The 22935-nt window shown below is 62.4% G+C and carries 16 protein-coding genes and 1 tRNA gene; 10 read left to right on the top strand and 7 right to left on the bottom strand.

All coding sequences use genetic code 11. The features are described 5' to 3' along the window. Nucleotides 1–24: 24 nt before the first annotated feature. The 7 genes from ACTNBY_RS06425 to ACTNBY_RS06395 all read left to right on the top strand — a co-directional run bounded on the left by ACTNBY_RS06425 (nucleotide 25) and on the right by ACTNBY_RS06395 (nucleotide 7497). On the top strand, nucleotides 25–2802 hold the full coding sequence (locus tag ACTNBY_RS06425) for an FAD-dependent oxidoreductase (protein ID WP_441063852.1): 2778 nt from the start codon (nucleotides 25–27) through the stop codon (nucleotides 2800–2802). A 198-nt stretch (nucleotides 2803–3000) separates the two neighbouring features. After that, nucleotides 3001–3429 (top strand): hydrogenase maturation nickel metallochaperone HypA/HybF, encoded by a 429-nt coding sequence (locus tag ACTNBY_RS06420; RefSeq protein WP_441015388.1) that lies wholly within the window; start codon nucleotides 3001–3003, stop codon nucleotides 3427–3429. Nucleotides 3430–3807: 378 nt separating this feature from the next. Then, nucleotides 3808–4797, top strand: a complete 990-nt coding sequence (locus ACTNBY_RS06415; protein ID WP_154518426.1) for a PTS sugar transporter subunit IIB — start codon at nucleotides 3808–3810, stop codon at nucleotides 4795–4797. A gap of 18 nt (nucleotides 4798–4815) precedes the next feature. After that, nucleotides 4816–5634, top strand: coding sequence for a PTS mannose/fructose/sorbose transporter subunit IIC (locus ACTNBY_RS06410; protein ID WP_055285302.1), 819 nt, complete (start codon nucleotides 4816–4818; stop codon nucleotides 5632–5634). A gap of 16 nt (nucleotides 5635–5650) precedes the next feature. Continuing rightward, a complete protein-coding gene (locus tag ACTNBY_RS06405; protein ID WP_154518429.1) occupies nucleotides 5651–6571 on the top strand; it encodes a PTS system mannose/fructose/sorbose family transporter subunit IID in 921 nt (306 codons plus the stop codon). Between the two features lie 120 nt (nucleotides 6572–6691). Continuing rightward, complete coding sequence (locus ACTNBY_RS06400) at nucleotides 6692–7090, top strand: DUF956 family protein (protein WP_427795138.1); 399 nt, start codon at nucleotides 6692–6694, stop codon at nucleotides 7088–7090. A gap of 331 nt (nucleotides 7091–7421) precedes the next feature. Then, nucleotides 7422–7497, top strand: a tRNA-Arg gene (locus ACTNBY_RS06395). A gap of 298 nt (nucleotides 7498–7795) precedes the next feature. On the opposite strand, the gene pknB is transcribed toward ACTNBY_RS06395, so the two are convergent. The 7 genes from pknB to ACTNBY_RS06360 all read right to left on the bottom strand — a co-directional run bounded on the left by pknB (nucleotide 7796) and on the right by ACTNBY_RS06360 (nucleotide 18850). Beyond that, nucleotides 7796–9745: a Stk1 family PASTA domain-containing Ser/Thr kinase gene (gene pknB, locus ACTNBY_RS06390; RefSeq protein ID WP_441063850.1), complete on the bottom strand. Its 1950-nt coding sequence runs from the start codon at nucleotides 9743–9745 to the stop codon at nucleotides 7796–7798. Between the two features lie 133 nt (nucleotides 9746–9878). After that, nucleotides 9879–12749 (bottom strand): FtsW/RodA/SpoVE family cell cycle protein, encoded by a 2871-nt coding sequence (locus tag ACTNBY_RS06385; RefSeq protein ID WP_441041749.1) that lies wholly within the window; start codon nucleotides 12747–12749, stop codon nucleotides 9879–9881. Nucleotides 12750–12765: 16 nt separating this feature from the next. Then, a complete protein-coding gene (locus tag ACTNBY_RS06380) occupies nucleotides 12766–14703 on the bottom strand; it encodes a Stp1/IreP family PP2C-type Ser/Thr phosphatase (protein ID WP_441063848.1) in 1938 nt (645 codons plus the stop codon). Then, nucleotides 14700–15116: an FHA domain-containing protein gene (locus ACTNBY_RS06375; RefSeq protein ID WP_055250779.1), complete on the bottom strand. Its 417-nt coding sequence runs from the start codon at nucleotides 15114–15116 to the stop codon at nucleotides 14700–14702. Before ACTNBY_RS06375 ends, ACTNBY_RS06380 begins: the two co-directional genes overlap by 4 nt. A gap of 6 nt (nucleotides 15117–15122) precedes the next feature. After that, nucleotides 15123–16130 (bottom strand): FhaA domain-containing protein, encoded by a 1008-nt coding sequence (locus tag ACTNBY_RS06370; RefSeq protein ID WP_427719325.1) that lies wholly within the window; start codon nucleotides 16128–16130, stop codon nucleotides 15123–15125. Next, nucleotides 16127–17980 carry a serine/threonine-protein kinase gene (locus ACTNBY_RS06365; RefSeq protein ID WP_441063847.1) on the bottom strand — a complete coding sequence of 618 codons (1854 nt, stop codon included), beginning with the start codon at nucleotides 17978–17980 and terminating at the stop codon, nucleotides 16127–16129. Before ACTNBY_RS06365 ends, ACTNBY_RS06370 begins: the two co-directional genes overlap by 4 nt. 144 nt (nucleotides 17981–18124) lie before the next feature. Further along, nucleotides 18125–18850: a hypothetical protein gene (locus tag ACTNBY_RS06360; RefSeq protein WP_427719328.1), complete on the bottom strand. Its 726-nt coding sequence runs from the start codon at nucleotides 18848–18850 to the stop codon at nucleotides 18125–18127. A 115-nt stretch (nucleotides 18851–18965) separates the two neighbouring features. On the opposite strand from ACTNBY_RS06360, the gene dnaX reads away from it, so the two are divergent. From dnaX to recR, 3 genes are all read left to right on the top strand, one after another. Beyond that, complete coding sequence (gene dnaX / locus ACTNBY_RS06355; protein ID WP_441063846.1) at nucleotides 18966–21461, top strand: DNA polymerase III subunit gamma/tau; 2496 nt, start codon at nucleotides 18966–18968, stop codon at nucleotides 21459–21461. A gap of 221 nt (nucleotides 21462–21682) precedes the next feature. After that, nucleotides 21683–22003 carry a YbaB/EbfC family nucleoid-associated protein gene (locus ACTNBY_RS06350; RefSeq protein WP_427719331.1) on the top strand — a complete coding sequence of 107 codons (321 nt, stop codon included), beginning with the start codon at nucleotides 21683–21685 and terminating at the stop codon, nucleotides 22001–22003. Nucleotides 22004–22017: 14 nt separating this feature from the next. Beyond that, complete coding sequence (gene recR, locus ACTNBY_RS06345) at nucleotides 22018–22614, top strand: recombination mediator RecR (RefSeq protein ID WP_099432550.1); 597 nt, start codon at nucleotides 22018–22020, stop codon at nucleotides 22612–22614. The last annotated feature ends 321 nt before the right edge of the window (nucleotides 22615–22935 follow it).

Genomic DNA, 22935 nt, shown 5'->3' with positions numbered 1-22935 from the left:
GCTGCGGCAAGAGAAGGGACAACCATGATTCTCAACGGACCGGGAATTAGCTACACCGAGCCCGACATCGGTTCGGAGTTCGTGCCGCCGCTGCCGGAGCATCCGCGCGAGGCCATTGTCAAGCTGTGCGAGCATTGCACCAACCGTCTGCTGCATCGCGACGAGCTGCTGGGCTACGAGTACTGGTCGTTTGCCGAGGCCGCAACCGACGAGCAGGCCGAAGTGCTCTGCAAGATGAAGATGCGCCGTCCCTATACGCTGCCCGAGATGGTCAAGCTCACCGGCATGCCCGAGGCCCAGATCGAGAAGATGCTCGACGACATGAGCTACACGGGTCTGCTCGAGTACAACTGGGAAAATCCCGAGCGCGCCAAGCAGTGGGTACTGCCCATGCTGGTGCCGGGTTCCGCCGAGTTCCTCAACATGCGCGTGAGCCAGCTCGAGGAGCATCCGGTCTATGCCAAGTTCTTTGAGCAGGCGTCCAAGGGGCCGCTGTCCAAAGCCACGCCGATGGTGCCGCCCGGAGGCGCCGGCATCGGCATGCACGTCATTCCGGTCGAGAAGGCTATCGATGCTTCGAGCACCTCGGTGCCGATCGAGCATATCGAGCATTGGCTCGACAAATACGAGGGCAAATATGCCGCCAGCACCTGCAGCTGCCGCGCGAGCCGTCGTGTGATGGGCGAGGGCTGTGCCGACGACCCCGCCGACTGGTGCATTGCCGTGGGCGATATGGCCGACTATGTGGTTGAGACCGACCGCGGCCATTATGTGACGCGTGAGGAGGTCTATGACATCTTGCGCCAGGCCGAGGACAACGGCTTTGTGCACCAGATCACCAATATCGACGGCGAGAACAAGATCTTCGCCATCTGCAACTGCAACGTCAACGTGTGCTACGCCCTGCGCACCTCGCAGCTGTTCAACACGCCCAACCTGTCGCGCTCGGCCTATGTCGCCAAGGTCGAGAAGGACAAGTGCGTAGCCTGCGGTCGCTGCGTTGAGGTGTGCCCGGCTGGTGCCGTCAAGCTCGGCCAGAAGCTCTGCAGCAAAAAGGCCGGCGGACAGGTGCCCGAGTATCCGCGCCAGGAGCTGCCCGATGCCACCAAGTGGGACCACACCAAGTGGTCGCCCAACTACCGCAACGACAACCGCATCGAGACACACGATTCCGGCACCGCGCCCTGCAAGACGGCCTGCCCCGCGCACATTGCCGTTCAGGGCTATCTGAAGCTCGCGGCGCAGGGCCGCTATGACGAGGCGCTAGCGCTCATCAAGCGCGAGAACCCGCTGCCCGCTATCTGTGGCCGTGTGTGCAATCGCCGCTGCGAGGATGCCTGCACCCGCGGTCGCGTGGACGAGGCCGTGGCCATCGACGAGGTCAAGAAGTTTATCGCCCAGCGCGATCTGGATGCCGCGACCCGCTATGTCCCACCTGTGGTGACCCCGACGCGCGCCGGCGGCTTCGACCAGAAGATCGCCATCATCGGTGCCGGTCCGGCCGGCCTGTCCTGCGCTTTCTACCTGGCCGAGAAGGGCTACAAGCCCGTCGTGTTCGAGAAGAATGAGCGCCCGGGCGGCATGCTCACCTATGGCATTCCCAGCTTTAAGCTGCAGAAGGATGTTATCGAGGCCGAGGTCGAGGTCATTCGCCTGATGGGCGCCGAGTTCCGCTATGGCGTGGAGGTCGGTCGCGATGTGACGCTCGACGAGCTGCGCGAGCAGGGCTTTAAGGCCTTTTATGTTGCCATTGGCTGCCAGGGCGGCCGCCTCGCCGGTATTCCGGGCGAGGATGCCGAGGACGTGACCGTGGCCGTCGACTTTTTGCGTGAGGTCAACAGTGGCAAGATCGACACGCTGCCCGGCCGCACCATCGTGGTGGGCGGCGGCAACGTGGCTGTCGATGTCGCGCGCAACGCCTGCCGTCTGGGTTCCGAGCACGTTGAGATGTTCTGCCTGGAGAGCGAGGACCAGATGCCCGCCAGCGAGGAGGAGCGTCGCGAGGCCGTTGAGGACGGCGCCCACATCAGCTGCGGCTGGGGCCCCAAGGAGGTCCATCTGGACGAGGCCGGTCGTGTGTGCGGTATCACCTTCAAGCGCTGCACGCGTGTCTTTGACGACGAGGGCCGTTTTGCGCCCGAGTACGACGAGAACGACCTGCGTCGTGTCGACGCCGACCGCGTGGTCATGTCGATCGGTCAGTCCATCGTGTGGGGCGACCTGCTGGCTGGCTCCAAGGTGGAGCTTGGCCGTGGCCAGGGTGCCCTTGCCGATCCTCAGACCTACCAGACCGCCGAGCCCGACATCTTTGTGGGCGGCGACGTCTACACCGGTCCGAGCTTTGCCATCAACGCCATCGCTGCCGGTCACGAGGCCGCCGTGTCCATCCACCGCTTTGTGCAACCGGGCTCCACGCTCACCATCGGCCGCAACCAGCGCCGCTACATCGCGCTCGACCGCGACGATGTCGTGATCGAGAGCTACGACAACGCGAGCCGCGAGGTGGCACATGTCGACCGCGAGCGCGAGAAGGCCGCGCCCTTTAGCGAGTACATCGAGACCTTTACCGAGGAGCAGGTACGCGCCGAGACCGCTCGCTGCCTGGGTTGCGGTGCCTCGATCGTCGACCCCAACAAGTGCATCGGCTGCGGTCTGTGCACTACCAAGTGCGCGTTCGATGCCATCCACCTGGATCGCGACCGCCCCGAGTGCTCCACGATGGTCAAATACGAGCAAAAGCTCCCCAGCTTGGGCAAGTACGCGCTCAAGCGTGCCATCAAGATCAAATTCGGGAAGAAGTAATGAGGTTCCGCCGTTCTAACGAACGGCGGCACTGCCGACGCTGCGCGGCGCCCAGATACCCCATCTTGCCCCTCAACTGCGGCGCCGCGGGCAAAAAGCCCAGCGGACGCCTTGTTTCGGGGCAACCTGGGGCACCTGGATCGCCGCTCGCTGACGTTTGGCTGACATCGCATCAACCGTTGCTGAAAGGTTTCTACCTTGCATGAATTGGGAATCGTCTATCACATTATTCGCGATGTCGAGAACGTGGCGCGCGCCAATGGCGTGAGTCGCGTTTCGAGCGTCACGCTGCTGCTGGGCGAGGTCTCGGGCGTCGTTCCCGACTTGCTGCTCGACGCTTGGCGCTGGGCGGCAGATAAAAAGCCTATCACCGAGGGCACGGAGCTTATCGTGGAGCCTGTCGAGGCCGTGACGCATTGCGAGGCGTGCGGCCGCGACTATGCGACGGTCGAGCACGGCAAGATCTGTCCCCATTGCGGTAGCGGCGAGACATACCTGCTGCAGGGCCAGGAGGTCATGATCAAGCAGATTGAGACCCCCGACGAGGACCCGCCAGATGCTGCTCCCGACGGCCTCTCCGACGCCCCCGATGCCGTCGACGCTGCCAACCCCCTCCACATCGTCTAGCCCCTAGTCGTTGGGGACGTTCTTGTTTGACTAGTCGTTTAAGAACGTCCCCAATGACTACTTACGTTAGTGCATAAGTCACGCTAATAGTCAAGTTATGTCTGTTTAAACAAAATAACTGCAGTACAAGCGCATTCGCGCTTGCCTAAAATCGATATTAATGACCAGCCTGCTTGTATCTGTAAAATGAATGGCTTGATAAGTGATGCCTTGGCGTGTAATCCGTCAAAAAGCAGTAACGTAATCAACTTGTAACAAACCTAGACGTTTAAACAAATTATCCAATCATTCGCATTTTTCTCTATAATTTTACAGGACGAACAGGTATACTCCTTTCATGTCGTGTAGGAAATACGTAGACAAAGAGGAGGTTATGTGATGGTAAGTATTGTTCTTGCTAGCCACGGGGACTTGGCAGCCGGAATCAAGCAGACGGGCTCGATGGTCTTTGGCGATCAGCCGTCTGTGGCCGTGGTCTCGCTCGAGCCGAGCATGGGCCCCGACGACTTCCGTGCCAAGGTCGAGGAAGCAATCGCTTCCTTCGAGGACCAGGAGCAGGTGCTCTTCCTCGTTGATCTGTGGGGCGGCACGCCGTTCAACCAGATCAGCGGTCTCATCGAGGGCCACGATTCCTGGGCTATCGTCACCGGTGTCAACCTGCCTATGCTCATCGAGGCATATTCGCAGCGCTTTGACGCAAAGAACACTGCACATGCGATCGCAAAACATCTCGTGACTGAGGCTAAGGCTGGCGTGCGCGTCAAGCCCGAGTCTCTGGAGCCCGAGGAGAAGAAGCCGGCCACGGCCGCCGCTGCTCCTGCAGGCGCCATCCCTCCGGGAACGGTCATCGGCGATGGGCACATCAAGATCGCCCACGTCCGTATCGACACCCGTCTGCTGCATGGTCAGGTGGCCACCACGTGGACCAAGCAGATCAACCCCAACCGCATCATCGTGGTTTCCGACGGCGTTGCTCACGACGAGCTCCGCAAGACCATGATCGAGCAGGCTGCCCCTCCGGGAGTCCATGCCAACGTCGTGCCCATCAAGAAGATGGCCGAGGTTGTCAAGGACACGCGCTTTGGTGACACCAAGGCCATGCTGCTCTTTGAGAACCCGCAGGATCTGCTCAAGGCTATCGAGGCCGGCGTCGACATCAAGGAAGTCAACATCGGTTCCATGGCTCACTCCAAGGGCAAGGTCGTCGTCACCAACGCCGTCGCTATGGGCGATGACGACGTTAAGACTCTCGAGGCCCTCAAGGCCAAGGGCGTCAAGTTCGAGGTCCGCAAGGTTCCTTCGGATTCCTCCGAGGATCTCGACGCCATGTTGAAGAAAGCTAAGGCCGAACTGGCCGCTCAAGCATAGTAAAGGAGGGTCCGATACATGTCTGCAATCACTATTCTGCTTGTTGCGATTGTCGCGTTGCTTGCCGGTATGGAAGGCATTCTGGATGAGTTCCAGTTCCATCAGCCGCTCGTGGCATGCACGCTTATCGGTCTCGTAACCGGTCACCTTCAGGAGGGCATCCTCCTGGGCGGTTCGCTCCAGATGATGGCCCTTGGCTGGGCTAACGTCGGCGCCGCCGTCGCGCCTGACGCCGCTCTGGCCTCGGTCGCTTCTTCGATTATCATGGTGCTCGCCCTCAACGGTGGCGCCACCGATTCGGCCAAGGCCGTTACCGCCGCCATCGCCGTCGCCGTCCCGCTGTCGGTCGCTGGCCTGTTCCTGACCATGATCTGCCGTACCCTGGCTACCGCTATCGCTCACGCCATGGACGGTTGCGCCGAGAAGGGCGACTTCTCCGGCATCGAGCGCTGGCAGTACGCCGCCATCCTCATGCAGGGCCTTCGTATCGCCATCCCGGCAGTACTTCTGTGCATCATCCCGGCCGAGGCGGTTACCAACGCGCTTAACGCTATGCCCGACTGGCTGTCCGGCGGCATGGCTGTCGGCGGCGGCATGGTCGCTTCCGTCGGTTACGCCATGGTCATCAACATGATGGCCACCAAGGAGACCTGGCCGTTCTTCATCCTCGGCTTTGTCCTTGCTGCCATCCCTCAGCTCACGCTGATCGCTCTTGGCCTCATCGGCATCTCCCTTGCCCTCATCTACCTTGGCCTCAAGGATCTGGCCAAGCAGGGTGGCGGCATGGGCGGTGGCTCCGGTGACCCGCTCGGCGACATTCTGAACGATTACGAGTAGGAGGGGAGTGATACATATGGCAGAGAACAAGATTCAGCTCACCAAGGCTGACCGCAAGAAGGTTTGCTTCCGTCATCAGTTCCTTCAGGGCTCGTGGAACTACGAGCGTATGCAGAATGGCGGCTGGTGCTTCGCAATGATCCCTGCGATCAAGAAGCTCTACACCAGCAAGGACGACCAGATTTCCGCGCTTAAGCGCCACCTGGAGTTCTATAACACCCATCCCTATGTTTCCGCCCCCGTCATTGGCGTTACCCTCGCTCTCGAGGAGGAGCGCGCCAACGGTGCGCCGATCGATGACGTCGCCATTCAGGGCGTCAAGGTCGGTATGATGGGCCCGCTCGCCGGCGTCGGCGACCCCGCCTTCTGGTTCACCCTTCGCCCGATCCTGGGCGCTCTGGGCGCTTCCCTGGCCCTGTCCGGCAGCATCGCCGGTCCGCTGCTGTTCTTCTTCGCGTGGAACATCATCCGTTACGCCTTCCTGTGGTACACGCAGGAGTTTGGCTATAAGGTCGGCTCCTCCATCGCCAAGGATCTCTCCGGCGGTCTGATGGGCAAGGTCACCGAGGGTGCTTCCATCCTGGGTATGTTCATCATCGGCGCCCTGGTCGAGCGCTGGGTGTCCATCTCCTTCACCCCGGTCGTCTCCAAGGTCACGCAGTCTGCCGGCGCCTTCATTGACTGGGCTAACCTGCCTTCCGGTGCCGAGGGCATCAAGGAAGCACTGACGATGTACAACTCCGTCGGTGCTACCGCCCTTGATCAGGTGAAGGTCACCACGCTTCAGGCTAACCTCGATCAGCTCATCCCCGGCCTTGCTGCCGTGTGCCTGACGCTGTTCGTCTGCAAGCTGCTCAAGAAGAAGGTCAGCCCGATCGTCATCATCCTGGCTCTCTTCGCCGTCGGTATCATCGGTCGCGTTTGCGGCTTCATGTAAGCACGCTTCGGCTTAAGACCGAGAGTTGCTAGGCAAGGGCTTTTGAGCCATTGAAACGGACCGCACCCGGTGGGTACACTGGATGCGGTCCGATTGTTTTATTTGGAGGGCGAGGCGCGCATGGCGCAATCTCAGAACAGCACGGTCGATCTGGCAACACCGGCAACCTGCCTGATGGGCCTTACCAGCCACGGTAACGTGATGGTGGGCAATAAGGCGTTCGAGTATTACAACGAGCGCAATCCCGAGGATTTTATTCAAATTCCGTGGGACGAGGTCGACTATATTGCCGCCGAGGTTTTGCGCGGCACTAAGAAGATCACGCGTTTTGCTATCTTTACCAAGGATAACGGCCACTTTACGTTTTCGACGCGCGACGACAAAGAGACGCTTCGTGCAGTTCGCAAGTACGTCGACGAGGATAAGCTCGTGCGTTCGCCCGACTTTATCGATGTGACGGCCAAGGGCGCCAAGAGCATCCCCTCCGTTATCAAAGGCCTTTTCCACAAAGGCAGCTAGTCGCCTGCGACGTTCTTATACGACTAGTCATTTAAGAACGTCCCCAATGACTACCTGTAGCTCTTCGCGGGATTCGCTGGGGAAATATCATCCCTGTTTGAGCGCCTATTCTGGGATGCAGTTTCCGGAACAGGCTCATTTGGGAAACCATATCCCGTTTCGAGCTCAAATTTCGGGTCGTAGTTTCCTAGAGAGGCCCCATCCGGAAAGCACGTCCCAGAATTCGTCTGGATAGTGGGACACGCTTTCCGGAAGGCTGTCCCACCGTAACTTCGAAGAGTGGCTATGCGCTGCATGGCAGTGGCGCAAATCTGCTACACTAGTACAACATGCCTCCGTAGCTCAGGGGATAGAGCACCGCTCTCCTAAAGCGGGTGTCGACGGTTCGAATCCGCCCGGGGGCACCAGAGCAATATCGAGCCCGGTACCACCACGGTGCCGGGCTCTTCTGGTCTAAGGGCCGGATTCGGGCCGTCGACACCCGCGTCACCGATTTCCCCGCGGGGGGAGTTTTCGAATCCGCCCGGGGGCACCAGAGCAATATCGAGCCCGGTACCGCTGCGGTACCGGGCTCTTCTGGTTTAAAGGCATACCGTAGTTTTCACTGCTTCGGATAAAGAAAGCGCCCGCTTGCTGGGGGAGCAAGCGGGCGCCTGTGAGCGAATATGTTTGTGGCATCAGCTGCTGTGGGCAATGTCTCGATGACTAGTTGGTCGTGCCGGAATCGTCGCCTGAATCGGTGCCAGAGCCAGAAATCGAAACCGTCAGCGTGATCGTGCTGTCGGTGGACTGCTTGCCAGTGGGGGAGACGCCCGTCACGGTGGCGTTTTCGTTACCACTCACGGGGTTGCCGTTCTGATCGCAGAATGCGATGTTGTAGAATCCGGCGTTGTTGAGCGCGGTGACGGCGGAGGAGATACTCTTGCCGTACAGGTTGCCCGGAACGTTTGCCTTGCCGGACTTCTTGGCGATGACGACGGTAATCGTGGCGCCGGGCTTTTGCTTACCGCTGGGGTTCCAGCTAATGACGGTGCCCTCGGTGACGGAATCGTTCTCCTGGTAGGTCACATCGACGCCGAAGCCGGCCATATCGAGGGCGTTGCGTGCCTGAGCCTCGGTCATGTCGGTCAGATCGGGAACGGAGGTGGTGTCGGGTCCACTCGAGACTTTGTACGAAATGGTCGTGCCCTTCTCGACTTCCTTGCCCGCATCGGTGCCCTGCTCAAAGACCTGGCCTTCTTCGGCCTCGTTGGCTTCCTCGGTGGCATTGCCCTTAAGGCCGACGCTTGCCAGCGCCGCCTCTGCCTGGTCCTTGGTCAGACCAACGAGCTGCGGGACATCAACCTTCTCGGAGGGCTTGGGACCCTTGGAGATTACCAGATTCACCTTGGTGCCCTTGGGCTTCTTGGTGTGACCGTTAGGAGTCTGCTCGACAACCTTTCCCTCGTCGACGTCGTCGTTGTAGCTCTGGTCAATGGTTCCGACGTCAAGGCCGGCATCCTTAATCAGTTCGACGGCGGTCTCCTGGTCCTTACCCAACACATCGGGAACCGGGACCTGCTCGCCGCCAAAGAGTCCGGTGGCAAAGGCCACGATGACGCCGATTACGGCTACCGCAGCAACTACGGCGGCGATGATCTTGTTCTTGTTGGATTTGGGCTGCTCGGTGGCGTAAGAGCCGGTTGAACCCGAGACGGAGCTGCGAGCGTTATTTTGTCCGCTCACGCCCGAGACGGGGCGTACCATGGCGCGCGTCTGGTCGGATAGCTCTCGGGTCTTGGTGGCACCCAGGTCGCCAACGGCGCCGATAACGCGCGTAGGCTCCGGCACGTTGACGGCGCGACCAGACAGGTAGCTGTTGAGCACCTGACGCAGCTCGTCGGCCGTCTGGAAACGGTTAGCCGGATCTTTTTCCATGCACTTGAGGATAATGCGCTCAAGATCGGCATCGACACCGGAGTTGATCTGGCTCGGCGGCACGGGCAGCTCGTTGACCTGCTTGAGTGCGACCGAGATGGCATCGTCGCCGTCGAAAGGCACGCGGCCGGTGGCGCACTCGTACATCACGACGCCCAGCGAGTAAATGTCCGAGGTGGGGCCTAGATCCTGCCCGCGGGTCTGCTCGGGGCTTACGTAGTGGGCGGTGCCCAAAACGTTGTTGTCCTGCGTAAGGTGGCTGTTCTTGGCGCGCGCGATGCCAAAGTCCATGACCTTGATGTTGCCGTCGGGCAGCACCATGATGTTCTGCGGCTTAATATCGCGGTGGATGATCTCGTGCTTGTGGGCGACCGAAAGTGCGGAGCTGATCTGCGAGCCGATCTGAGCGACCTTTTTGGGATCAAGGGCGCCGTGGCTCTTGATGCCGCTCTTAAGGTCGGTGCCGCGCAGGTATTCCATGACGATGTAATAGGTGTCGCCGTCCTTGCCCCAATCGTAGACGCCGACGATATAGGGGGAGGAGAGGCCGGCGGCTGCCTGGGCCTCCTGCTTAAAGCGTGCAGCAAAGGTGGCGTCGCCGGCATATTGCGGCAGCATGATTTTGATAGCTACCGTGCGGTCGAGGACCTGGTCCTGTGCACGGTAGACGGTCGCCATGCCGCCTGTCCCTACCTTATCCTTGAGGAGGTATCTTCCCCCGAGGACCCTCTGTTCCATTCCTGCTCCTAACATGACTATTCGCTCAACGATGTGTGTAGTACCAAATTTGAGGCCGCTGGGGCCGTGTGGCGCATTGCCGCTAGTGTTATCGGCCGCGGCACGCCCCATGCTTGCGCATCAATCACGGGCATCACGCTCCCTGGGCGGCAAGCGCCGCGGTCAGGACGATGCCGGCGATCTTTGCCGCCTCGACGTCGTGCTTGTCGTAATCCTCCAAGGCTACCGAGATGGCGACCGTGGGTGAATCGTAAGGCGCAAAACCGACGAACATCGAGTTGACCTTGGTGCCGACGATCTCGGCAGAGCCGGTCTTGCCGGCAACCTTGACGCCCGGAATCTGGGCATCGGTGCCGGTGCCGGATTGAACGACGTCGAGCATGGCCTGTTTGACCTGTTCGGCCGTGGTGGCGCTGACGGCCTGGCCCAGTGAGCGGGACTGCGTGGTCTTGACCACGGTTCCGTCTGGGGCGAGCACCTGGGCAACGAAGAACGGGTCCATGACGACGCCGCTGTTGGCGATGGCCGCCGCGATAACGGCGTTCTGCATGACGGTGGTCTGCGGACCCGGCGTGTGGTCCATGCCGACGGGCTGGCCGGCGCCGGCCCAGGCGAGCTCCCATTCCGTCATCACCGACGGGTCGGGCATGATGGAGGGCGTGGTGGAGAAGTCTTGGCCGAGCGACTGGCCAAACCCAAAGGCGTTCGCCTGGTTGACGAGCGTCTCGGCGCCGAGGTCGCGGGCCAGCTGGCCGTAGGCGACGTTGGACGACACGGCAAACGCGCGGCGGAGCGAGATGGTGCCGTAGCCGATGTCGTCGGCATTGGTGACGGCAGCGCCGCCGATCTCCATCTCGGCCGGAGCGCTATAGGTGGTGTCGAGCGTCGCTGCACCGGACTCGAGCGCCGCCGAAAGCGTGACGACCTTAAACGTGGAGCCCGGAGTATAGAGGGCGTCCATGGCGCGGTCGTACATAGAACCGTCCTCACCGCCACCCGATTGCAGCAGGGCGTCGATGTTGGTGTTGTCGTAGGTGGGCGAGCTGGCACATGCGAGCACCGCGCCAGTGCGCGGGTCCATGACCACAACGGCGCCCTTAAAGCCCTTGAGAGCCTGTTCGGCAGCCGTCTGGATGCGGGAGTCGATGGTGAGTTTGGCGGTGTTGCCCGGCTGGTTTTGGCCCGCGAGCGACGCGATGGCGTTGTTCCAGCTGGAGTAATCCTTGGAACCGGTGAGCGTGTCGTTCATCACGCTCTCGATACCGGCGGTGCCGTACTGCTGGCTCACATAGCCAACCACATGGGCGGCCAGGTTGCCGTTAGGGTAGGAGCGTACGTAGGTGCCGTCCTCCTGTTGCAGCGATTCGGCCAGCGTCACGCCGTCGGACGTGATGATGGAGCCGCGCTGGATGTACTTGGAACGGGCGATGGTGTGATTGTTGGTCGGCATATCCTGGTAATCCTTGGCCTTGATGACCTGGACATAGGTGAGGTTGCCGATGAGGATGGCGAACAGGGCCGTAAAGGCAAATACCGCGCGGGTTAGGCGGTTAGCGAGCGCCACGCGGCCGAGCACGCCAGATTCGGGCGTATCGAGCAGGCGACGACGCATGCGCGAGCCGGTGGAGTGGCTGCCACGGCCGTAGGAAGACGAAGAAGCGAAGCGCGTGCCGGCATGCGCCGCGGCAGAAGCGACCTGGTCGTCAGTGATGGCGGCCATGGTGCCGGTGCCGGTGAGCTCGGCCTCGCGACCGGTGGCCTCATCGCCGGCGCGCAGCAAAAGCGCGACAATGATAAAGCTCGCCAGCAGCGAGGAGCCGCCCTGGCTCATAAAGGGCAGGGTGACGCCGGTCAGCGGAATCAGGCGGGTAACGCCGCCAACGATCAAGAAGGCCTGGAAGCTAATGGCGGCCGTGAGGCCCGTGGCGCTAAATGCGGCAAGGTCAGACTTAGCGCGGGCGGCCGTGGTCAGGCCTCGCACGGCAAAGAGCATAAACAGGACGAGTACGGCGCCGCCGCCCAAAAGGCCCATTTCCTCGCCGATGGCCGAGAAAATGAAGTCGGACTCGACGACGGGGATGTTATTGGCCATGCCATTACCGATGCCAACGCCGATAAGACCGCCGTCAGCCAACGAGAAAAGGGATTGCACAATCTGGTAGCCCTGGCCCTGGGCATCCTTAAAGGGGTCGGCCCAGATCTGGAAACGTACCTGGACATGCGACAGGAACTTGTAGGCGCCCACGGCACCCACTGCCAAAAGCGCAAGGCCGATGACGACATACGAGAAACGTCCCGTGGCGACGTAGAGCATCAGCAAGAAGATGGTGTAGAACAGCACGGCGGAGCCCAAGTCGCGCTCGAAGACAACGACCAGAAGGCATACACCCCACACAGCGAACAGCGGTAGCAGCAGGCGCAGGCGCGGGACCTTGAGGCCCAAGATCTTGCGATTGGAGATGGAGAGTAGCTCGCGGTTCTCGGCTAGGTATCCGGCCAAGAACAATACGATAAAAATCTTGGCGAACTCGCCGGGCTGGATGGTGAAGCCGGCGATGCGAATCCACAGCTTGGAGCCCGAGATGGTGGTGCCGATAAAGATGGGCAGCATCAGCAAGATGATGCCGATGATGCCAAAGGTGTACTTGTAGCGCATGACCACATCGAGATTCTTGATCATCGCGAGCGTGCCCACCATCAGTGCCACCGAGACAAACAGAATGACGAGCTGCGAGATGGCGAGGGCGGGTGCCAGACGCGTTACGAACGTGATGCCGATACCCGAAAGCACAAAGACGATGGGCAGGATGGCCGGATCGGCACCGGGCGCCAGGATGCGCACGGCGATATGCGCCGCGGCGAAGGCGGCAAAAAGACCGATCGGCACGGCGAGCGTTTCAAACGAGATGGAAGCGCCTGCGGTGAGCACGTACATCGCATACAGCAGGATGACGGGGAACGCCGAGGCGATGAGCAAGAGCATTTCGGTGTTGCGGCGACTCATAAGCGGCACTCCCTTTCTAATTCTTATCGGAGGCTTCGGCCTCGGCGGACTGTTCGGCGGTTTTTTCGGAATTCGATTTGGAAGTCGATTCCTGGTCGGTGTTGTCGCGAATCGTTTGCGCGTCGATCACCTGGCGGGTCTGTTCCTCATCGATCTGATGACGGTACTTGGAGATAGTGTCCTGCGCGTCGTCGACACTCGTTTGCGGAATGCCTGCTTTCAGACGATTCTGCGTGTCTTCGGGTAGGTCGGATAGCTTGATGGCGGTCGTGCTCTCGAGCCAGTGCAGCTTAAGGCCGAGCGGCTTGCCGGGAATGCCCCGGTAGACCGCGACGGTGTCCTTGTAGGTGCCCAGGTAATACGAGCCGGTGACGCCCGCGTAGGCCCAGATGGTTGCCGCCAGCACAAAAGCGATGCCCAGGATGGCGGCAATGGTGACGTTGCGGCGGCGAACACGCTTTGCCTCGCGCATGACGCCGTCGTCGACCAGGTCCACAACGACTACCGTCACGTTGTCGTGGCCGCCGGCAGCGAGCGCGGCGTCCACCAGGTTGTCGACGCAAATCTGCGCCGTAGACGATTGCGTGGCGATGTTTTCGATTTCGCTATCGGGAATCATGCTCGAAAGGCCGTCCGAGCACAGGATCAGGCGGTCGCCCTCTTCGATGTGCAGGGTAAAGTGGTCGGCATACATGGCGGGGTCCGAACCCAGCGCACGCGTGATAACCGAGCGGTTGGGATGGACGCGCGCCTCGTCGGCCGTAATTTCGCCAGCGTCCACGAGCTCCTCCACATAGGAGTGGTCGCGGGTCACGCGGATGAGCGTGCCCTCGTGGAGCAGGTAGGCGCGCGAGTCGCCCACGTGGGCGATGGCGAGCATGTCGTTTTCGATATAGGCGCAGGTTGCCGTGCAGCCCATACCGGGCTTGCCCAGGCCGTTGAGTGCGGCCTCGATGACGGCGGCGTTGGCAGCTTCGACGGCTGCGGCTAGGCGCGCGGCGTCGGCAGCCTGTGGCGCCGTCTTGGCGATGGTCTCGACCGCGATGGAGGAGGCTACCTCGCCGGCGGCGTGACCACCCATGCCGTCGCACACGCAAAAGAGCGGCGACTGTACCAGGTAGGAGTCCTCGTTGTGCGGACGCACGCAGCCAACATCGGAGCGGGCGCCCCACATGAGTTGCGTGGTGGTGCCGGCATCGTAGGTCGAATCGGTCTCGATGCGCTCGTCGGCCAGCGGCTCAAAACTCATGGTCGAACCAGGGTCCTTGAGCTTGGCCTCCACGGCGGCGACATCAATCTCAGCCGTGTCGCCGGGCGAGACGGCGTTGGCCTCGTTGCTCGGATCGTCGACTTTAGACGTGGCGGGCACTTCGGTTGTGTTGTCGGCAGGCTCTTCGTCTTGCGGGGCGACGGCTGCGGGCTCGGGTGCCGCGAAGTGCGCGGGCGCGGGCGTGCTGTGGGGCTGAGAGGCGTCCTCCGTCGCTGTGACGGGCATCTCTTCGGCCGTAGGCTGCACGGCCTCGGGCGCCGATGCGGCCGCGGGGGAGGATGCCGCCGCGGGTGCCGGTGTAGATGCGGGCTCGGGCGCTGCGGTGGGTGCTGGAACTACGGGAAACACCGGTGCCGTGGGCTCGGGGGCCAAAAACACCGCGGCGCTCTCATCGATTGCCGCGGCGACAGACTCGGCAAAGTGGGCCGGCGCAGGTGTAGTTTCCGGTGCCGAAGGTTGATCGGCAACGGCGTGCGCGCCGATGGGGGCATCGGTGGAATTATCTTCATCCTGGCCATCGATGGGCATTGGATGGTCTTGCGTTACATGCGAAAGAGGCAGGGAGAACACGGTGTCCTCGGGCTCAACGGGCGCAGGGCCCGCCGGGGCGGCATGAGCCGGCACGGCCGCGGGGGCAGCCAGCGCCTCGGACATGGTTGTGGACTTGTTCTCCTCGTCGATCATCGACGGTTCACCTTCATGACCACGTCGCCAATCTGGACTTCGTCGCCCTCGCGCAGCGTTGCGGGCTCCACCAGCTGGCGGCCGTTAACAAGGGTGCCGTTGAGCGAGTTGAGGTCCTCGATAATAAGTGCCGGGCCCTGCAGCGAAAAACGCGCATGCGAGGCAGAGACAAACGGCTCGTTGATGCAGATGTCAGATGACGGCGAACGACCGACGATGACGGGGCCAAGCATATCCACGTGAATACCGCGGATGCCGCGCGGGCCCTTGTCCACATCGATCGTCCAGATGGCAGAGTCTCGGCGCTGGCCGCGCACGAGCCCCACGCCGGTCTTCATGACGGCGAACAAGAAGATATAAAGCAGGACGACCAGTACGATGCGGCCTGCAAAAAGGACGATATCGATGTTCATAAGCGATTAACCCCTAAATTCAAAGGTGCTCAGGCCAAACGTTAGCAGATCGCCGTTGCGCAGCGGGCAGCGCGTGATGCGGCGGTTGTTGACGAGCGTGCCGTTGGTGGAGTTGAGGTCCTCGATCGACCAGTCAGAGCCGGTAAAGGTGAGTTGGGCATGACGGCGCGACACGTTGGGATCGCGCAGGGCGATGTCGGATACCGAGCGCTCACGACCGATGGTCACCTGCGCGGAGGTGATGTTGTGGCTCTCGCCGCTCACGACGTCGACGAGTTGGGCGAGCGGACGCTGCGGGGCGCGGGGGCTTGCCATGTTGGAGGCGATGCTGGTCGCAGCGCCAAGGCCCACGGCGGCGCCAGTGGCAGCCGCTCCGCCCATACCGGCAAGTGCGTCGCGCGAGACGGTTTGCGGCACAGGGATGGGGGCTGCGGGATCGGGGACATTGGGTGCAAAGGGGTCGGCCACAGCGAGCGGGTCGGGAGTGGCAGCGCGGGGTGTCGGCTGCTGCTGGGGCATGGCGGCCGGGTGTTGCTGCGGCGATGCAAACTGCTGCTGACCGGCGCGGGGGGCGCTTGCGGCACGGCTTGTGGCCGAGCTGTTCTGTCCCAGGCCATTTTGATAGGCGCGCTCTTCCTCGTACAGACGGCCGAGTGTGGGAGCGTCGACGTTCTCGGCAAAGACCGAGAACTTGCCGGCGCGCAGCTGAGGGTCGATCATAAAGCGAACAAGGGGCTCGCCGACAAAGACGTAGCGGCGTTTTTCGGCCTGCGCCTTCACAAACTCGCGCACCTCGCGCGAAAGCTCGGGATAGAACGGGGCAAGCATGGGATCGTCATCGGTGGCGATCAGGATGGTATAGAGCGCCGGCGCGGTGTTGACGCCGTTGATCACCAGAGTTTGATCCTCCATGTCGCGAGCAGCCTGCTTGGCAAGCTTCTTAAAGGAGAACGGGGCACGGGTGGCACCGAAGATGCCGGCCACGTGGTCCTCGAAGATGTTCAGGAAGTTCACGAAAGATCACTCTCCGTATAGGTTCTTTGGTATCCGAGCAAATACAGGCATATCCCAACGATTATAGAGGATAGGATTCCCGCAACCGCCGCCTTGGCGACGACCGTGCCCGCAAGGCTGGCAATTTCCATATGGTGTGCAAGACAAAACGATACGGCCGAGCCGATACCGGCGACGGCAATTGCGACGATGGCGGCGAGGTTTGACCCCTGCTCGGCGCGCTTGGCATGGGCATTGAGCAGCAGCGACGTTGCCGCGGCTGCTGCTGCAATCAGTGCGAAGGCGGCCCAGAGGAACGCGTCGCCCAGCGCTGCGGCGACATTGCCAAGCCCCAGCACGCCTCCCGTAGGGAGGGCAGCTGCGGCCAGGCGGGCAAAAAGCGCGCCTATACCCGTGGCGGCAGCGGCGCTTGCCGGGCCGAGCCAAAACGCCGCGAAGCCCGCGGCGGCCCCGGCGGCAAGGATGGCGTCGCCGGTTAGACAACCTAGCGCAAGCGTGCAGGTGAGTGCCGCGCTCGCGGCCGCTTCGGTGCGTCCCCAGGCAATCCACCATCCGGACATGGCGGCGGCAAAAATGACCGCGACCGGCAGCATCGACAGGATGCCCTGCGCCTGCATGGTGGCGTTGGCCATGAGCACCAAAAAGCCTACGGCCGAGATAGCCGAGCCGATCTGCGGTGCCAAGCCTGCCGCCGCGCCAATAGCGATGGCCGCGGCGACCAGCCCGGGAAGCGCCGCGACGCCCGCTGTCTGCATAAACAAAAAGCTGAAGGTTGCACACGTTAGCGCCGAGATGCCGCGCATGGTGTAATCGCGCGCGCAGCTCCAGCGCGTGCCCGCCCAACCGAGCGCGGGGTCGACTTCGATGGCGTTATCCTCGTAAGGCAGCGACTCCATATCGTCTGCCGCGTGCTCGTCGTCCGATAGCTCGCTTACCATCTGCTCCAAGCTGCGACGGCCTTCGCGCACGCTCCCCAAGCCGGCAAGGAGTTGGTCGCAGAATGCCTCGATGCTATCGGGGCGGTCTTGCGGCATAGGGGAGAGGGCGCTCATGAGCGCTGCCTCGGCTCCCGGGGGAAAGTGCGGGATCAGCTCGCTGGGGTAGGTGGCGCCGCCGATGATGCGGTCGAGCGAGTCGGCAGGCGTTGCCGCCATAAAGGGGGCGCTGCCGCACAGGCTCTCGTAGATCACGCAGGCAAGGGCAAAGACATCGGCGCGCTCGTCGACCGTGCCGGTCTCGATATCGAGCTGTTCGGGCGGCATGTAGCCGATGGTGCCGCCGCGCGATCCGCCAAAGCCGCCGGCAGATGACAGCCGCGCCATGCCAAAGTCGGTGAGCTTTACATTGCCCGAGTGGTCAATGAGCACATTGGCGGGCTTTATGTCCAGATGAAGCACGCCGTTTGCATGGGCAAAGGTGAGCGCCTGACCCAATGCGTCGGCAATGGTCGCTGCCTCGTCAAAGGTGAGCGAGTGGCCGTCCACGCGATGCAAAAACTCGGCCAGCGACATGCCGTCGACATACTCCATGACCAGGTAGGCATAGGCGGTGTCATGCGTAAAGTCGATAACCTGCACGATATTGGGATGTTGAAGCATGGCGGCGGTATGTGCCTCGCGCAGTACATCCATGATGTCGCTGGCGGGCATGCCGGAGCCGTTGATAAGAGGGATGCGCTTAATGGCCACGCGACGACGCAGGTGCGTGTCGCGGCAAATCTCGATGGAGCCAAAACCGCCGGTCGCAAGCGTCTCGAGCGGCTGGTACCGCTTGAGCAGCTCGCGAGAGCTGGTGCCCTCCAAAGGGACGTCCGGCGAGAACCGGGCGGTATGTTGCGAGAAAAGCGGCATGGCCAACCCTCGTGCGTTTAAAGTTCGTTTGCGAGCGGCGGGCGCGGGGCCGAGCCATTCGCGGTGGCATAGATGCTGCTAGTGTAGCACGCTCTGGTGCATGGGGAGGATAGCGGGATGCGAGGCTGCCTGTCTGACTTGGCCTTAGCGCTTCTTCTTGCCCTTCTTCTGCTTGCACTGCTTGCCCTTGTTGTCCTGGGGCTTGTCTGCCTTGTCTCCCTGCTTGGCCTCGGCTGCAGCCTTCTCGGCCTTCATTTTCTTCTTCTTGGTCTCGATGCGGAGCTTTTTGTTGATGCGCGCCTTAAGGAAGGAGCCAAACTGCTCGGCGTCGCCGCGAACAAAGGTGTCCTTGGGGATCGTCACGCCCTGGTCTGCGAACATGGCAACAAAGATGCGCTCGCCGTCGAGTACGTGGTCGAGCTTCTCAAACGGGAAGAACTGCGACTTGCCGCTCTTGCCCCAAACCATCAAGCCGTCCTCGTTGGCGGCGACGCGGCGATAGCGGCCACCCATGGACTTGTCGGCCTCGACGGCGTCGATAAAGTCGCGGGCGAGCGTGTGGTGCAGGTTTTTGCTCCACCAGGCCAAAAAGGCGCCGAACACGATCAGGACGACGCCAAACTTGATCCAGTTGCCGCCGGCCACCAACATGCCGATGCCGAGCAGCGCGGCAATTGCCGCGGCGACATACAGCGAGCCGCGACGCCTGGGCGAGGCGACCAAGCGGGCGAAGTCGGTGACGAGGTCGTTTTCGTACTGATACTCGTTGAGGTACAGGATGCCGTCGTCGGCTGCTGCCTGTTTCTCGAGCGCGACCTCGACCTGGTCGGCTGCTTCGGAGGGAACGAGGTTGCTCTCTGCGTCTGCCATGCTCTTTGGACTCCTATCGCGGCGGGCTCGCCGTACGGGTTATTATGAGTGCAGTATGCCGTGCGACCGCATGGCCGTCGCGGCAACAAAACTCAGTATACCCGGGGGAGCACCCATGGAATCGTTGTACCGAAAGTATCGCCCGCTCACCTTCGACTCCGTGGTGGGCCAGCAGCATATCGTCTCGACGCTCGAGCACGCCATCACCGAGGGACGCCTGTCCCACGCGTACCTGTTCTGCGGACCGCGCGGCACGGGCAAGACCACCATGGCGCGCATTCTGGCCAAGGCGCTGCTATGCCGCAATGCCGAGGCGGCGCGCGCCGAGGGCGCAAGCGGCTGCATGCCCGACGGCACTTGCGAAGAGTGCGAGCTCATCGCCGAGGGCAACCACCCCGATGTCTACGAGCTCGATGCCGCAAGCCGTACGGGCGTGGACAATGTGCGCGAGGAGATCATCAACTCCGTTAACTTTGCCCCGGTGCGTGGCAAGTACAAGATCTATATTATCGACGAGGTCCATATGCTCACGACGGCGGCGTTCAACGCGCTGCTCAAGACGCTCGAGGAGCCGCCGGCGCACGTGATCTTTGTGTTGTGCACCACCGATCCGCAAAAGATTCTGGAGACCATCCTCTCGCGCTGCCAGCGCTTCGATTTCCACCGCATCGGCAACGAGGATATCGAGCATCGCCTGTCCTACGTGTGCGAGCAGGAGGGCTTCGATTACGACGACGAGGCGCTCGCCATCGTGGCGCGCCATGCCAAGGGCGGCATGCGCGACGCGCTTTCCACGCTGGAGCAGCTGAGCGTTTTTGGCAACGGCTCCGTGCATGCGGACGATGCCCGCTCGCTTTTGGGCGAGGTTTCGGACCAGATCCTGGGCGAGTTTGCCCGCGCCATCGCCGAGCGTGATATTGCTGAACTCTATGGGCTCATTCGCGCACAGGTCGAGGAGGGCAATGACCTGCTTGAGCTGACGCGCGACCTGGTGGCGCACGTGCGCGACGTGTATGTGGCCTGCGTTGCCGGTACCCGTGGCGAGCTGTTTGAGGGCGGGGCCGAGCAGGCCGAGGCGCTTGCTGCCGAGGCCGCTGCCTTTGGCGGGCATCCGGCCGACCGTCTGGCCCGCGTGCTGACAGTGCTCGACGATGCCGCGTTGGAGATGAGGGGTGCGAGCGACGTGCGCCTGGTGCTCGAGATCGCCTGCACGCGCCTGGCACGTCCCGAGGCCGATCTGACCATTGAGGCCCTGGCCGAGCGCGTGGCACGCTTGGAGGCCATGGTCGCCAACGCCGCGGTGCCGGCGAGCGTGGCTGCTGCTGGTGCTGCGCCTGCGGCTGTCGCGGCTGCACCTGTGGCGACACAACAACCGACGCTGATTTCGGGTGCCCGAGCTGCTGCCCCTGTGGCATCCGCCGCTCCCACTGCTACGCCCGCGCGCCAGGGCGGCATGCCTTGGGATCGCGGCGCCGCCGCTCCGGCGGCCCAGCCTGCGTCCGTGTCAGCTTCCAAGCCTGCGGCGCCTGCGCCTCGGCCTGCGCCAGCTCCGACGCCTCAGCCCGTTGCGGCCCCCGCGCCTATCACCGCTCCGGCGCCTAAGCCCCAGCCCAACACTGCCGCTCAGGTTGCTGCCGCCGGCGCCGCCGAGACCCCTGCGGTAGAGGATGCCGGCGAGCTCCAGCGCAAATGGGTCGAGGTCGTCGAGCGCGTCAAGGCCCAACAACCTTCTTATGCGGCACTCCTGTTGAACGCTCGCGCTACGGCAGACGATGGTTCTAAGCTCACGGTCTCGTTCCCTACGGCATTTGCTATCAAGATGCTCGGGCGTGCTGATACACAGGCGGTGTTTTTGCCGACAGTCAGTGCGGTCTTCGGTCGTCGCACCGTCGACTATGTTCTGGATGGGGGTGTCAGGCCGGCTCCTCAACATGAGGAGCATTCTCCATCTGCACGGGCTGCGGCATCTGCGGACCCGCAACCCGTGTCCTCGGCGGCCCCTGCATCCTTGAGCGCCAGCGCGACGCAGCCAAAAGCGGCACCGGTAGCGGCACCGATCCCGTCGGTGACTGAACCCGCCGTGCCCAAACCGGCTGCTCCGATCCCCGCGTCCAAGCCCGCTGCCGCGCCTGCACCCAAGTCATCCGACCTGGCCAAGGCCCCCTGGCTGCGCTCCGACAACCCTGCCGGTGCTCCTGCCACGGGCAAGCTCCCGACCGAGCCCGCGCCCCGAGCGCCCGAGTGCGCGTCTGCTCCCAAGATTCAGCCGTCTGCGCAGGCTGCGCCATGGGAATCCGAGCAGGTACCCTACGACGACGCCATGGTCGGCGGCTTCGCCGGCGATGCGAGCGGGGAAGATCTTCCTCCGTTCGACGTGCCTGCCGCGGCGCCTGCGCCCAGCCCTGCCGCTTCGGCCGCAGCTCCCGCGGCTGCGACGTCCGCTCCTGCAAGTGACGACGGCCTCGCTGCCCCTTGGGAGTCCAACCCCGGTGCTGGCAGTCCTTTCGGTCACCAGGGCGCAGCCCCGGGCATCCCGCAGACCGAGGACGAGGCCAAAGCCCTCATACGTAGTGTCTTTGGCCAGTCCACCATCTTCAAGCCGGTGGAGTAACTATGCGGGCGGGTATATACGCCGAGTTGTGAGACCTTGCATAATTCGACCTTGCATAGTCTTGGGCGGCGCGTCACGCTAGAGGACATGTACATCGACTGAGTTAGCGCGACCGCCCCGCTCGTTTGCCCCGCGCCGTGGTACGATTTTTGAGTTTGAAAGTCCCGCCGTGCCCGGCTGCCCTTGCAGCTTGTCGCGCGACCACACGTAAAGGAGCCATCATGGCCGGTATGAACATGCAGCAGATGATGAAGCAGGCCCGCAAGATGCAGGAGCAGCTTGCCGCCGCGCAGGAGAACCTCAAGTCCCAGACCGTCGACGCCTCTGCCGGCGGCGGCATGGTCAAGGTGACCGTTAACGGCGAGATGGAGCTCGTCAACCTCACCATCGACCCCGATGCGCTCGATCCCGAGGACGTCGATATGCTGCAGGACATGATTATGGCTGCCGTCAACGAGGCCGTCCGCGGCGTCAACGAGCTCGCCAACAAGCAGATGGGCGCCATCGCCGGCGGCCTCAACATCCCGGGCATGCCGTTCTAAGACGCGCACATATAATGAGTGCCAACCATAGTCTGCAAAAATTGCTCGATGAGCTGGGCCGTCTGCCGGGCATTGGCCCCAAATCGGCCCAGCGCATCGCCTACTACCTGCTCGAGGCCGACGCCGAGGAGGCGCGCCGCCTGGCCGAGGCCATTCTAGAGGTTAAGCAGGAAGTGCATTTTTGCAGCCGCTGCTTTAATTACGCCACCGCTGACGAGTGCTCCATCTGCCAAGACTCGATGCGCGACACCACCCGCATCTGCGTGGTGGGTGAGCCGCGCGATGTCCAGGCGATTGAGCGCACGGGCAGCTACCACGGCCTCTACCACGTGCTGGGCGGCGTGATCAGCCCCATGGACAAGATCGGCCCCGAGCAGCTGCACATCCGCGAGTTGCTGGCGCGCTTGGGCCACGAGGACATCCACGAGGTCATTATCGCCACCAACCCCAACATTGAGGGCGAGACCACGGCGAGCTACCTTGCCCGCACCATCAAGCCTCTGGGCGTCGAGGTGTCGCGTCTGGCGAGCGGCCTGCCCGTGGGCGGCGACCTGGAGTATGCTGACGAGCTTACGCTCGGCCGTGCCATCGAGGCCCGTCGTGCGATCTAGGCGGCGTCAGCTCCGCGGCATGTCCCGTCAGCCTGCCGCACGGGGCGCTCATAATTGGGCACGCGTTCATGCATTTGTTGCGCAACAAACCTGCTTTTCATCCGCTTATCGCGTGGATGGGTCCACTCGCACCTCGTATTTGCCCATTCGTTGCACAACCTTTTGGGTTCGCTGATACACTCAAATGTGGATATGAAAGAATGCGCCGCTTTAGCGGGGTGTTCGTAAGACAGTTAAATAGGCAAAAGGCGTGACGAAAGTGATCACGCCTTTTTTCATGTAAGGATAGCCGCATAGCGGCGCAAGGGATGGATCCCCTTG

The organism is Collinsella sp. HCP28S3_E12 (assembly GCF_052065595.1).
Classification (GTDB): domain Bacteria; phylum Actinomycetota; class Coriobacteriia; order Coriobacteriales; family Coriobacteriaceae; genus Collinsella.
This window is presented reverse-complemented; position numbering and strand designations above follow the sequence as displayed.